This is a genomic window from Pseudomonas sp. LLC-1 (assembly GCF_002992185.1).
In the GTDB taxonomy this organism is placed as follows: Bacteria; Pseudomonadota; Gammaproteobacteria; order Pseudomonadales; family Pseudomonadaceae; genus Aquipseudomonas; species Aquipseudomonas monteilii.
Genome location: NZ_LUVY01000015.1, coordinates 329,944 through 342,677 on the forward strand (window position 1 = coordinate 329,944; position 12,734 = coordinate 342,677).

At 63.2% G+C, this 12,734-nt stretch carries 10 protein-coding genes; 5 read left to right on the top strand and 5 right to left on the bottom strand.

Features of this window, described 5'->3' with window-relative positions:
• Positions 1–25: 25 nt before the first annotated feature.
• Positions 26–409 (top strand): glycine cleavage system protein GcvH, encoded by a 384-nt coding sequence (gene gcvH, locus A0O30_RS16685; protein ID WP_105947219.1) that lies wholly within the window; start codon positions 26–28, stop codon positions 407–409.
• A 194-nt stretch (positions 410–603) separates the two neighbouring features.
• Complete coding sequence (gcvP, locus tag A0O30_RS16690) at positions 604–3,477, top strand: aminomethyl-transferring glycine dehydrogenase (protein ID WP_105947220.1); 2,874 nt, start codon at positions 604–606, stop codon at positions 3,475–3,477.
• A gap of 94 nt (positions 3,478–3,571) precedes the next feature.
• Here the strand turns inward: gcvP and A0O30_RS16695 are convergent, their stop codons facing one another.
• The 3 genes from A0O30_RS16695 to A0O30_RS16705 form a co-directional block, all read right to left on the bottom strand.
• Complete coding sequence (locus A0O30_RS16695; protein ID WP_019098663.1) at positions 3,572–3,886, bottom strand: DUF2388 domain-containing protein; 315 nt, start codon at positions 3,884–3,886, stop codon at positions 3,572–3,574.
• 88 nt (positions 3,887–3,974) lie between these two features.
• A complete protein-coding gene (locus A0O30_RS16700; RefSeq protein WP_105947221.1) occupies positions 3,975–5,648 on the bottom strand; it encodes a GspE/PulE family protein in 1,674 nt (557 codons plus the stop codon).
• A 203-nt stretch (positions 5,649–5,851) separates the two neighbouring features.
• Positions 5,852–6,157: a hypothetical protein gene (locus tag A0O30_RS16705; protein ID WP_060498136.1), complete on the bottom strand. Its 306-nt coding sequence runs from the start codon at positions 6,155–6,157 to the stop codon at positions 5,852–5,854.
• A gap of 126 nt (positions 6,158–6,283) precedes the next feature.
• Between A0O30_RS16705 and A0O30_RS16710 the strand changes: the two genes are divergently transcribed.
• Complete coding sequence (locus A0O30_RS16710; protein WP_043198918.1) at positions 6,284–6,754, top strand: Lrp/AsnC family transcriptional regulator; 471 nt, start codon at positions 6,284–6,286, stop codon at positions 6,752–6,754.
• Between the two features lie 39 nt (positions 6,755–6,793).
• On the opposite strand, the gene A0O30_RS16715 is transcribed toward A0O30_RS16710, so the two are convergent.
• Positions 6,794–8,161, bottom strand: a complete 1,368-nt coding sequence (locus tag A0O30_RS16715) for a CYTH domain-containing protein (protein WP_105947222.1) — start codon at positions 8,159–8,161, stop codon at positions 6,794–6,796.
• Positions 8,162–8,276: 115 nt separating this feature from the next.
• Here A0O30_RS16715 and argE point away from each other — a divergent pair, with 115 nt between their 5' ends.
• Together argE and argA are read left to right on the top strand one after the other, a co-directional pair.
• Complete coding sequence (argE, locus tag A0O30_RS16720) at positions 8,277–9,419, top strand: acetylornithine deacetylase (protein WP_105947223.1); 1,143 nt, start codon at positions 8,277–8,279, stop codon at positions 9,417–9,419.
• 123 nt (positions 9,420–9,542) lie between these two features.
• A complete protein-coding gene (argA, locus tag A0O30_RS16725; RefSeq protein WP_105947224.1) occupies positions 9,543–10,841 on the top strand; it encodes an amino-acid N-acetyltransferase in 1,299 nt (432 codons plus the stop codon).
• Between the two features lie 151 nt (positions 10,842–10,992).
• Here argA and A0O30_RS16730 read toward each other — a convergent pair whose 3' ends face one another.
• On the bottom strand, positions 10,993–12,369 hold the full coding sequence (locus tag A0O30_RS16730) for a glutamine synthetase family protein (RefSeq protein WP_016712594.1): 1,377 nt from the start codon (positions 12,367–12,369) through the stop codon (positions 10,993–10,995).
• Positions 12,370–12,734 lie beyond the last annotated feature (365 nt).

Consider the following 12,734-nt stretch of genomic DNA (forward strand, 5'->3'; position numbering starts at 1 on the left):
CTGAGCCAATCGAGGAATTCAAGACATGAGCAATATCCCCGCCGACCTGCGTTTTGCCGAAAGCCACGAGTGGGCTCGCCTGGAAGCCGACGGCACTGTGACCGTGGGCATCAGCGACCACGCCCAGCAAGCCCTGGGTGACGTGGTGTTCGTCGAGCTGGCCGAAGTTGGCAAGGTGTTCGCCGCAGGCGACGCTGCTGGTGTGGTCGAGTCGGTGAAGGCCGCTTCGGACATTTACGCACCGATCGGTGGCGAAGTGATTGCGGTCAACGAAGAACTGGCCGACAGCCCGGAGCAGCTCAACGAAGAGCCTTACGGTGCGTGGATCTTCAAACTGAAGCCAAGCAACCCGGCCGAGCTGGACAAGCTACTGGATGCTGCCGGTTACGCCGCCGCCATCGGTGAGTAAGACCGCGTCGCCTGCTTCGCGGCTAAAGCCGCTCCCACAGGTGCTGCACTGCTGCTGATGCCGGTGCGATCCCTTTAGGAGCGGCTTTAGCCGCGAAGAGGCCGGGCCTGCAAACAAGTTTCCCCGCAGGATCGGCAATCCCTTCCTAGACTTGTAAGTCTCCATGAGACCCGGTCTAGGAAGAGAGCGTCGTCATGTCACAGTCGCCATCCCTGCATCAACTGCAAGAGCTCAACCCTTTCCTGCGTCGCCACCTGGGCCCCGATGCCGCAGAGCAGCAGGCCATGCTCAACGCGCTGGGTATTGCCACCCGCCGTGAGCTGATCGAGCAGACCGTTCCCCCCGACATCCGCCTCAACCGCCCCCTCGACCTGCCTCCGGCGTTGGACGAACAGGCCGCCCTGGCCAAACTCGCCGCCTACGCCGAACAGAACCAGGTGTGGACCAGTCTGATCGGCATGGGCTACCACGGCACCATCACCCCCACGGTCATCCTGCGCAACGTGCTGGAAAACCCCGGCTGGTACACCGCCTACACGCCGTACCAACCCGAAATCGCCCAAGGCCGCCTGGAGGCGCTGCTGAACTTCCAGCAAATGGTCATCGACCTGACCGGGCTGGCGCTGGCCAATGCCTCGCTGCTCGACGAAGCCACCGCTGCCGCCGAAGCCATGGCGTTGGCCAAGCGGGTGGCGCGCAACAAGAGCAACGCCTTCTTTGCCGACGAGCACTGCCACCCGCAAACCTTGTCGGTGCTGAAGACCCGCGCCGAAGGCTTTGGCTTCGAGCTGATCGTCGACGCTGTGGATAACCTTGGCAAACACGCGGTGTTTGGTGCTTTGTTGCAGTACCCCGACACCCACGGCGAGGTGCGCGACCTGCGCCCGCTGATCGACCAGTTGCACGGCCAGCAAGCGCTGGCCTGCGTGGCCGCTGACCTGCTCAGCCTGGTAGTACTGGCACCGCCCGGCGAGCTGGGTGCCGATGTAGTACTGGGCTCGACCCAGCGCTTTGGCGTGCCGATGGGCTACGGAGGCCCCCACGCGGCCTACTTCGCCTGCCGCGACGACTACAAGCGGGCCATGCCGGGGCGCATCATCGGCGTGTCGCGCGATGCCCGTGGCAACACCGCGCTGCGCATGGCCCTGCAAACCCGCGAGCAGCATATCCGCCGCGAGAAGGCCAACTCCAACATCTGCACGGCCCAGGTTCTGCTGGCCAACATTGCCGGCTTCTATGCGGTGTACCACGGCCCGGAGGGCCTGCAACGCATCGCCCAGCGTGTGCATCGACTGACCTTTATCCTGGCGGCAGGGCTTGAGGCCAAAGGCATCAAGCGCCTCAACCAGCACTTTTTCGACACACTTACCCTGGATGTTGGCGGGGCCCAGGCGGCCATCATCGAAAGCGCTGAAGCTGCGCAAATCAACCTGCGGATCCTCGGCCGTGGGCACTTGGGCGTGAGCCTGGACGAAACCTGCAACGAACAGACGGTGCTGCGCTTGCTCGACATTTTCGCGGGGGTGGATCACGGCCTGGAAATTGCCGCCCTCGACCAGTTGGCCCTGCCTGAAGGCATCCCTGCCAACCTGGTGCGGCGTACACCGTTCCTCGTGCACCCGGTGTTCAATCAGCACCACAGCGAAACCGAGATGCTGCGCTACCTCAAACAGCTGGAGAACAAGGACCTGGCGCTGAACCAGTCGATGATCCCGCTGGGTTCCTGCACCATGAAGCTCAATGCCACCAGCGAGATGATCCCCATCACCTGGCCCGGTTTTGCCCAACTGCACCCGTTTGCCCCGGCAGGCCAGGCCACGGGCTACAAGGCGATGATCGACGAGCTGGAAAGCTGGTTGTGCGCGATTACCGGTTTCGATGCCATCTGCATGCAGCCCAACTCCGGTGCCCAAGGTGAATACGCCGGCCTGATGGCCATTACCCGCTATCACCGCAGCCGACATCAACCACAGCGCACGCTGTGCCTGATCCCGTCATCGGCCCACGGCACCAACCCGGCTTCGGCGCAGATGGCCGGCATGGAGGTGGTGATCGTTGATTGCGACGACCATGGCAACGTCGACCTGGCCGACCTCAAAGCCAAGGCCCACGCAGCTGGCGAGCGCTTGTCGTGCCTGATGATCACTTACCCATCCACCCACGGCGTGTACGAAGAAGGCATTCGCGAAATCTGCGAGGTGGTGCATCAGCACGGCGGCCAGGTGTACATGGACGGCGCCAACCTCAATGCCCAGGTGGGCCTGGCGCGCCCGGCGGACATTGGGGCTGATGTTTCGCACATGAACCTGCACAAGACCTTCTGCATCCCCCACGGCGGTGGAGGCCCGGGCATGGGGCCGATCGGCATTCGCGCGCACCTCAAGCCGTTTGTCGCCAGCCACCCGGTGGTGCCGGTGCCTGGCCTGGACCCGAACAACAGTGCGGTCAGCGCCGCCCCCTGGGGCAGTGCGAGCATCCTGCCGATCAGCTGGATGTACATCGCCATGATGGGGCCGCAGTTGGCTGATGCCAGCGAGGTGGCCATTCTCTCGGCCAATTACCTGGTCAGCCAGCTGGGGGGCGCCTTCCCGGTGCTGTACCGCGGGCGCAACCAGCGCGTGGCACACGAGTGCATCCTCGACCTGCGGCCGCTGAAAGCGCAGACCGGCATCAGTGAAGAGGATGTGGCCAAGCGCCTGATGGACTATGGCTTCCATGCCCCGACCATGTCATTCCCGGTGCCGGGCACGCTGATGGTGGAGCCGACCGAGAGTGAATCGAAGGCCGAGCTGGACCGGTTTGTCGAGGCGATGCTGGCGATTCGTGCAGAGATTGCCGAAGTGCAGGAGGGCAACTGGCCGGCGGAGGACAACCCACTCAAGCATGCGCCGCATACCCTGGAAGATGTGTTGGGGGTGTGGGATCGGCCCTATAGTCTGGCGCAGGCAGTGGCGCCTAGTGCTCATGTGCGTCAGCACAAATACTGGCCAGCGGTGAATCGGGTCGACAACGTGTATGGGGACAGGAACCTGTTCTGTGCGTGTGTGCCGGTGGAGGCGTATCGCTAAAATAGGTGTTGGATTCTTCGCGGGCATGCCCGCTCCCACAGGAGTTGCACAGGGCTCAAACCTCGCGCGATCCCTGTGGGAGTGGGCGACGCGGTTATTCGGCTACCGCATTCTTGGCCAGAATGGCATTCGCCAGCTCCATATCAGAAGCCTGCATGCCTGGATTCTCCGCCCGCACCTGCTTCAACGCCGCCTCCAGGAACGGCCCACGAATGGCGCCTTCGCTGGCCACGAAGCTGCCGGCATCATCCTGTGCGGCTACTACCAGCTTGTGATCGTGCGAGGTCAGGTAGCTCGATGCCGTGGTTGCACCGGAAGTCATCACGTTACGCCAAAAGGTATCGGCCATGGCCGAGCCAATAGGCAGAGAAAGCAAGGCAGCGGCGGCGATGGCGGTTTTGAGACGCATGTTGAAACACCTCGAAGGGTGAGGGTTGAAGATGCGCCGTTGGATCTTTTCCGGTGAGGCAAGTTCCTTGAATACAAAGGACTTTTCGTCAGTTGCAGACGCGCAGCACTTCCTCTGTGCGGGTCTGCCCGCAAGCCACTTTGGCCTCCCCACAACGGCGCAGGTCAATCAGTCCATCGACCAGCGCCTGGCGCCGTAGATGGGTCAGGTCGGCGTTCGGGCCAATCAGGGCGCGCAGTTTTTCGCTGGGTTGCAGCAGTTCGAACAACCCTGTGCGCCCGTGGAACCCAGTGCCACGGCAGGTTCGGCAGGTTGCTGATGCATGGGCCTGGCAGTCTGTGCACACCGTACGCACCAGGCGCTGGGCCATGACCCCGACCAGGGTCGCCTTGATCAGGTAATCGGCTACACCCAGCTCCTGCAGGCGGGTGATTGCAGAACAGGCATCGTTGGTATGCAGGGTCGACAACACAAGGTGCCCGGTCAATGCCGCCTGCACTGCCACCAAGGCAGTTTCGCGGTCGCGGATTTCGCCGATCATGATGATGTCCGGGTCCTGGCGCAGCATGGCCCGCACCCCGTTGGCAAAACCCAGGTCCAGCGCCGGCTGCACCTGCAGCTGGTTGAAGGCGGGTTCCAGGCGTTCGATCGGGTCTTCGATGGTGCACAGGTTGACCTGTGGCGTGGCCAGCAGCTTGAGGCTGGCGTACAGCGTGCTGGTCTTGCCGGAGCCGGTCGGGCCAGTGACCAGGATGATGCCCTGGCGCTGGCGCAGCAGGCTTTGCCACTGGGCCAGTTGCGGCCCTTCCAGGCCGAGGCGGTCGAAGCCCTCGTGCAGCTGATGCGGGTCGAACAGGCGCAGTACCAGTTTTTCGCCGAACGGGGTCGGTAGGGTAGACAGCCGCAGCTCCACCTCGCCGCCGCCCGGCAGTCGGCTTTGCAGGCGACCGTCCTGTGGCCGGCGCTTTTCTGCGACATCCATGCGGCTCAGGTGCTTCAGGCGGCTGACCAGCGCCAGGGTGACATTGGCGGGAAAGGTATAAACGGTATGCAGCAGGCCATCGATGCGGTAGCGCAATTGGCCCTGTTCGCGGCGTGGCTCCAGGTGGATATCGCTGGCGCGTTGCTCGATGGCGTACTGCAGCAGCCAGTCGACGATATGCACGATGTGCGCGTCGTCCGCGCTGGCCTCGGCTTGACGCTTGCCCAGCTCCAGTAGCTGTTCGAGCTCGCCCAGGCTGGCCGACTGCTGGTGTTGCGCGCCTTTCACCGACTGGGCCAGGCGCTGGAACGACTGCCCTGACTGGCGGATCTGCACCGGGCTGGCCAGCACGCGGCGGATCGGCCGGCCCAGGCTGCGGGCCAGGTCTGCCTGCCAGTCATCCTGGTAGGGCTGGGCGCTGGCGACGGTGATGCTGGACGCGTCGGCGGCGACAATGAGGATGCCGTGGCGCTGGGCGAAGGCGGGGGAGATCAGGCCGGCGACCTGGGGCAGGTCGAGCTGCATCGGGTCGATGCGCAGGTAGGGCTGGCCGACCTTGTTCGCCAGCCATTGGCAGAGGCGGTCCAGGTCCAGAAGCTGGCCGGGGTGTTGGCGGTTTTCCAGGCTGCAGGCGGCTATCTGCTCAAGCGGGTGGCCGACCGGGTGGGCGGCTGCGTATTCGAGGACTTGCAAGGTGTCGTTGGCGTGCAGGTGCTGGTTGGCGATCAGGGCTTCGAGCACGCGCTTGAGGTCGAGTGCCGGGTTGTCGGGAGTGTGCATGGTTGGCGTCCGTGCCTGATGAGTGAGTGCTGATCAAGGCTAGCCGGGAGGCGGAAGGTTACTTGAGGTGAAGCGTTTCGGGATTTTGCTGTGCCTGTACTGGCCCTATCGCCGGCAAGCCAGCTCCCACAAGTACAGCGCAATGTTCGAACCTGTGGTGATCCTGTGGGAGCTGGCTTGCCGGCGATAGGGCCGGTAAAAGCTCATACAACCGCCAGTTCCACCCGTTGCTGGTTGGTCAGGCTCACTTCACCCACACACACCAGGTTACGCAGTTTCTGCGCAATCACCTCGGCCCGGTGCCAGCTAAGCCCGCCAATGCCGACTTCAATATTCAGCCAATCATCCTGCTGGCTGACCTGCACGCTGTGCGGGGTCAGGAACTGCAGGGCAAACAGGTTGAGCACCCGGCACAGGCTGTCAGGCTCGGCTTCCGCTTGCAGGCGATAGTGCACGGTGCTGTGGGCGTTGCTGGCGGCCCAGGCGTCTGTACGGGGCTGTGCGTTCATGCTGGTCTCCGCGAGTGTTGGAGAAATTCTTGCACGTTGGGGGCGGTATTTTTTCGCTATGATTTGGCTGTTTTGCGGACTGGTCGAATAGATCTATTCGAAATTTGCCTATTTGGAGAATCATCAATGCATAGCGAGCTGGATGCCTACGACCGTCGCATTCTTGAGCTGCTACAGGAAGACGCTTCGCTGTCCAGCGCGCAGATCGCCGAGCGTGTGGGGCTGTCGCAATCGCCGTGCTGGCGGCGCATTCAGCGGTTGAAGGAGGAGGGGGTGATTCGTGGGCAGGTAACCTTGCTGGACCGCAAGAAGGTTGGCCTGAACACGCAGATTTTCGCCGAGGTGAAGCTCAATGCGCACGGGCGCTCCAACTTCACCGAATTCACCGAGGCGATTCGCGGGTTTCCGGAGGTGCTGGAGTGTTATGTGCTGATGGGGTCGGTGGACTTTCTGCTGCGGATCGTCACATCGGACATCGAGGCCTATGAGCGCTTCTTCTTCGAAAAGCTGTCGAACGTGCCGGGTATTCAGGAAGTGAATTCGATTGTGGCGTTGTCGGAGATCAAATCCACCACCAGCCTGCCACTGTCGCGGTGAATCGTTCGCGGGCATGCCCGCGAACAATCCGACGCGGTCTTAAGCCTTGAGCAAGTGCTTCCAGCCACGGCTCTGGTCTACCGCCCGAGCCTGCTCGATACGCGCCTCCAGCACTTCATCGCTGATCGGCAACTCAGCCAGCTCATGCAGCTTCTTCAGGTCGCCATACAGGCGGTCCATCTGCGGCGCTTCGAGTACCTGGCGGGAATGGTGCAGCCAGGCCAGCAACTGTTCGATACGTGGCAATTGCTCGGCCAGGTCTTCCGGGCGCTGGGTGTACAGCGGCAGCTTCAACGCGCGGCCTTCTTCGCCCAGCAGGTGCCCCAGCCAGCTGGCCAGTTGCGCCTTGCCCTGACGCTCGCCACGGCCCTTGCGCTCGGCGGTCCAGGCGCGGGCCAGCAGCCAGCGCGAAGTTTCCAGCGAGAACTGGCCCCAGCGCACGTCTTCCAGCTCTTCGGCGAACTGCTCGGGCGCGGCGCGGCGAATGTCTTCGTCATCGTTGCCGGCCTGCACCAGCGGGCGCCAGTCTTCCAGCAGGGCGTCCAGGCTGCTGCGCAGGTCGCGGGTAGTGGCACGCGGCGCGGCCTGGCCCAGGCTGGCGGTGATGGCGCGCAGCTCGCTCAGGCACTCGACCCAGTCCTGCAGCAGGCGCCAGTGGCCGTTGTGGCGGTATTGCTCGGCCAGGCGCTGGCTGCTGCCCAGCAGTTGCCAGGCCAGGGCGGCGTAGGCATCGTCCACAGCCATTTCGGCGTCCAGCTCGGTGTGCGGCAGGCCCAGCTCGTAGCTGTCCGGCTCCAGCAGGCGGTAGCCACGCTCGGCCTTGCTGATGTCGCAAGGCATCAGGGGCAGGCTGGCGGCCAGCTCGGCGGCCAGTTCCAGCAGGGCTTGCGGTTCACCTTCGCGCAGTTCCAGCTCCAGTTCGCAGATTTCTTCCTTGCGCTTGCCGGCGATCACGAAGCCTTGGTCCAACGCAGCCTCGATCACGACTTTGCTCTTGCCACGGCCCCAGGCGATTTCGGCGTATTCACGGCTGAAGTCGGTGGTGAACAGTGGCTTGATGGTTTTCTTGTCCAGGTTGGCCAGTTGCTCGGGCCAGCAGGTGGCGTCCAGCTTTTTCAGGTCGAGCTTGACCTTGTCCAGGTTCCACTCGTACTCGTTGCGCTCGGACAGGCCGGCCACGCTGGTGCCGCGGCACTTGAGGGTCTGGATGACGGCGTCGCCGTCGCGGCGCAGGCGCAGGGCGACACGGGCGGCGGACAGCTCACGCTCGGGGGTGTCGAAGTACTGGTTGAGCAGTTCGCGGGTCTGCCAGCCGGACTTGTTGCGCTTTTTCAGCAGAGGGTGCTCGCGCAGGGCGGCAAGGGTCTCGCGACTGGCGCGGAGCTTCAGTTCGGTTTCTTTGTGCATCACAGACTCGAAGGGGGGGCGTGGTTGACGCAGAGTCTACAGCAGTCCGCCGCCAACGGTTTATTCCAGACAGCGGATAGTCCTATGATGGGCAACGCTTCCGAGGAGTATGCGCATGCCGTTGCCGACGCTGAAAGACCAGTTTGCCGCCTTGATCGCTGCGCCTTCGGTCAGTTGCACCCAGCCCGCGCTGGACCAGTCCAACCGCCAGGTCATCGACCTGTTGGCCGGCTGGCTGGGCGACCTGGGTTTCAAGTGCGACATCCAGCAGGTCAGCCCCGGCAAGTTCAACCTGCTGGCCAGCCGTGGCAGCGGCCCGGGCGGCCTGGTGCTGGCCGGGCACAGCGACACCGTACCTTACGACGAACAACTGTGGACCAGTGACCCGCTGAAGCTGACCGAGGTCGATGGCCGCTGGGTCGGCCTGGGCAGCTGCGACATGAAGGGCTTCTTTGCCCTGGTCATCGAAGCCGTCATCCCGCTGCTGGAGCACGACTTCAAGCAGCCATTGCTGATTCTGGCCACGTGCGACGAAGAAAGCTCCATGTCCGGCGCCCGCGCCCTGGCCGAAGCCGGCCAGCCGCTGGGGCGTGCGGCGGTAATCGGTGAGCCGACCGGGCTGCGGCCGATCCGCATGCACAAGGGCATCCTCATGGACCGCATCGACATCCTCGGGCGCAGCGGCCATTCGTCGGACCCAAACCTGGGCCGCAGCGCCATGGAGGCCATGCACGCGGTAATGGGCGAGCTGATGGGCCTGCGCCAGCAATGGCAGCAAACCTACCGCAACCCGCAGTTCACCGTGCCGACGCCGACCATGAACTTCGGTTGTATCCACGGGGGTGACAACCCCAACCGCATCTGTGGCCAGTGCGCCCTGGAGTTCGACCTGCGGCCATTGCCGGGCATGGACGTGGAGCAACTGCGCGCCGCCATCCGCGAGAAGCTGGTGCCGGTGGCCGAGCGCCATGATGTGCGCATCGACTACGCACCGCTGTTCCCGGAGGTGCCGCCGTTCGAGCAGGCCGCCGATGCCGAGCTGGTGCAAGTGGCGGAGCGCCTGACCGGCCACCGCGCCGAAGCGGTGGCGTTCGGCACCGAAGCGCCTTATCTTCAGCAACTGGGCTGCCAGACCATCGTGCTGGGCCCTGGCGACATCGCCTGTGCCCACCAGCCCGGCGAATACCTTGAAATGTCACGAATCGAGCCTACCGTGCGTCTATTGCGTGACCTGATCCGGCACTATTGCCTGAACTAAACGTCCATTGACCTGATTCGTTCCTGCCTAGAGGAGACCGCGCGTGACCGCAAGCCTGTTCCGACGATGATCCTGAACGCCCCTGTACCGCCGTTCTCCGTCCACTTATCCACAGGCCCTGTCATGCCCGACTACGTCAACTGGCTGCGTCATGCCTCCCCGTACATCAATGCCCATCGCGACTGCACCTTCGTGGTCATGCTCCCTGGCGATGGGGTGGAACACCCTAATTTTGGCAACATTGTCCACGACCTGGTGCTGCTGCACAGTCTTGGCGTGCGGCTGGTGCTGGTGCATGGCTCGCGCCCGCAGATCGAAAGCCGCTTGGCCGATCGTGGGCTGACCCCGCATTACCACCGTGGCCTGCGCATTACCGATGCCGCCACCCTGGACTGCGTGATCGATGCTGTCGGCGCCCTGCGCCTGGCCATCGAAGCACGCCTGTCGATGGACATTGCTGCTTCGCCGATGCAGGGCTCGCGCCTGCGCGTGGCGTCCGGCAACCTGGTCACTGCCCGGCCGATCGGCGTGCTCGAAGGGGTGGACTACCACCACACCGGTGAAGTGCGCCGGGTCGACCGCAAGGGCATCAGCCGCCTGCTCGACGAGCGCTCCATCGTGCTGCTGTCGCCGCTCGGCTACTCGCCCACCGGCGAGATCTTCAACCTGGCCTGCGAAGACGTGGCTACCCGCGCTGCCATCGAGCTGGGCGCCGACAAGCTGCTGCTGTTCGGCGCAGAGCCAGGGCTGCTGGATGCAGATGGCAAGCTGGTGCGCGAGCTGCGCCCGCAGCAGGTTGCCCCGCATCTTCAGCGTTTGGGCAGCGATTATCAGGGCGAGCTGCTGGATGCTGCTGCCGAGGCCTGCAAAGGCGGTGTGGCGCGCAGCCATATCGTCAGCTATGCCGAAGACGGCGCCTTGCTGACCGAGCTGTTCACCCGTGGCGGTGGCGGTACGCTGGTGTCGCAGGAGCAGTTCGAAGTGGTGCGCGAGGCGACCATCGAGGACGTGGGTGGCTTGTTGGAGCTGATCAGCCCGCTGGAAGAGCAGGGCATCCTGGTGCGCCGTTCGCGCGAGGTACTGGAGCGGGAAATCGAGCAGTTCAGCGTGGTGGAGCGCGAGGGCATGATCATCGCCTGTGCGGCGCTGTACCCGATTGCCGACTCCGAAGCAGGGGAGCTGGCGTGTCTGGCGGTGAACCCGGAGTACCGCCATGGCGGGCGTGGGGATGAATTGCTGGAGCGCATCGAGAGCCGTGCGCGGCAGATGGGGTTGAGCACCCTGTTCGTGCTGACGACGCGTACGGCGCACTGGTTCCGCGAGCGTGGTTTTGCGCCCAGTGGGGTTGAGCGGCTGCCGGCTGCCCGGGCTTCGCTGTACAACTACCAGCGTAATTCGAAGATTTTCGAGAAGTCCTTGTAAGCTGTATCGCAGCTCTTGTGGGAGCGGCCTTGTGTCGCGAAAGGGCCGCAAAGCGGCCCCAGCAATTCAAGCGTGATGCATAGGTCTCTGGGGGCGCTTCGCACCCCTTTCGCGACACAAGGCCGCTGCCACAATGGGGCGGCGTTTTTATTTACACGGTATGCAGGTACCAGTTGTACTCGAGGTCGGAGATGGAGTGCTCGAACTCCTCCAGCTCGCTCTCCTTGCACGCGACAAAGATGTCGATGTACTTCGGATCGATGTACTTGTTCAGGATCTCGCTGTCGTCCAGCTCGCGCAGGGCATCGCGCAGGTTGTTCGGCAGGCTCTGCTCCAGCTGCTCGTACGAGTTGCCTTCAATCGGCTCACCCGGCTCGATCTTGTTGGTCAGGCCATGGTGCACACCGGCCAGCACGGCAGCCATCATCAGGTACGGGTTGGCGTCGGCACCGGCCACGCGGTGCTCGATGCGCACGGCGTCCGGCGAGCCGGTCGGCACGCGCAGGGCCACGGTGCGGTTGTCCAGGCCCCAGCTCGGCGCGTTCGGTACGTAGAACTGCGCGCCAAAGCGGCGGTACGAGTTCACGTTCGGGCAGAGGAACGCCATGGACGCTGGCAGGGTCTCGAGCACACCGCCGACAGCGTGACGTAGCGCGGCGTTCTGCTCGGGATCCTCGCTGGTGAAGATGTTGTTGCCATCTTTGTCCAGCACGGAAATGTGTACATGCAAGCCGTTGCCTGCCTGGCCCGGATAGGGCTTGGCCATGAAGGTGGTGTCCATTTCATGGTCGTAGGCGATGTTCTTGATCAACCGCTTGAGCAGTACCGCGTAGTCGCAGGCCTTGAGCGGGTCGGCCACGTGGTGCAGGTTGACTTCGAACTGCGCCGGGGCGCTTTCCTTGACGATGGCGTCGGCCGGGATGCCTTGCTCTTTCGCGCCTTCGAGGATGTCCTGCAGGCAGTCGGCATATTCGTCGAGGTCGTCGATCAGGTACACCTGGGTCGACTGTGGGCGTTTGCCCGAAATTGGCGAGCGCGGCGGCTGTGGGCGGCCGTTCACGTTCTCCTGGTCGATCAGGTAGAACTCCAGCTCGAACGCGGCACAGATGGTCAGGCCCATCTCGGTGAACTTGCTCACCACCTGGCGCAGCACTTCACGCGGGTCGGCGAAGAACGGCTCGCCTTCCAGCTCGTGCATGGTCATCAGCAGCTGGGCGGTCGGGCGTTTTTGCCAGGGTTCGTTGGAGAGGGTGCCAGGGATCGGGTAGCAGATGCGGTCAGCATCGCCGATGTCCAGGCCCAGCCCGGTGCTTTCGACGGTGGAACCGTTGATGTCCAGGGCGAAGAGGGAGGCAGGCAGGTTGATGCCTTTCTCGTAAACCTTGTGGAGGCTGGTGCGCTCGATGCGCTTGCCACGCACCACACCATTCATATCTGCAATCAGAAGGTCAACGTAGAGAACCTCAGGATGTTCCTTAAGGAACGCGTTCGCTTCGTTAAGCTGAACGGCACGCGGGGGTACCGACATGATGCAACACCTTTGTTGTTAAAAATATCAATCAAGGGGGGCTTGCAGGACCAGTCAATCGAAAAGCCATACTGATGTCAAGCCAACCCCATGATGCCCTGAAATGGCACATCTACGGCAGATTTGCTGCATATCGGGGCAAGCCATTATCCGCTATTTCCCGCGTAAAGGGCTATCTCCGACACGCCGTGTTTTATTTTTTACGGAGGTGTTGTGTAAAAAAATGAACAAGGCTAAGCTCGGTCTCAACCCAAAACACAATAATACGAGGGTCACATGGTCCGCTTGCCGCGACCTGAAAGCACTGCCTGCGCAGTGCCGTCGGGTACCTCCGCCGTTTTTGCAAGCTTCGTCAATGGCGTGGC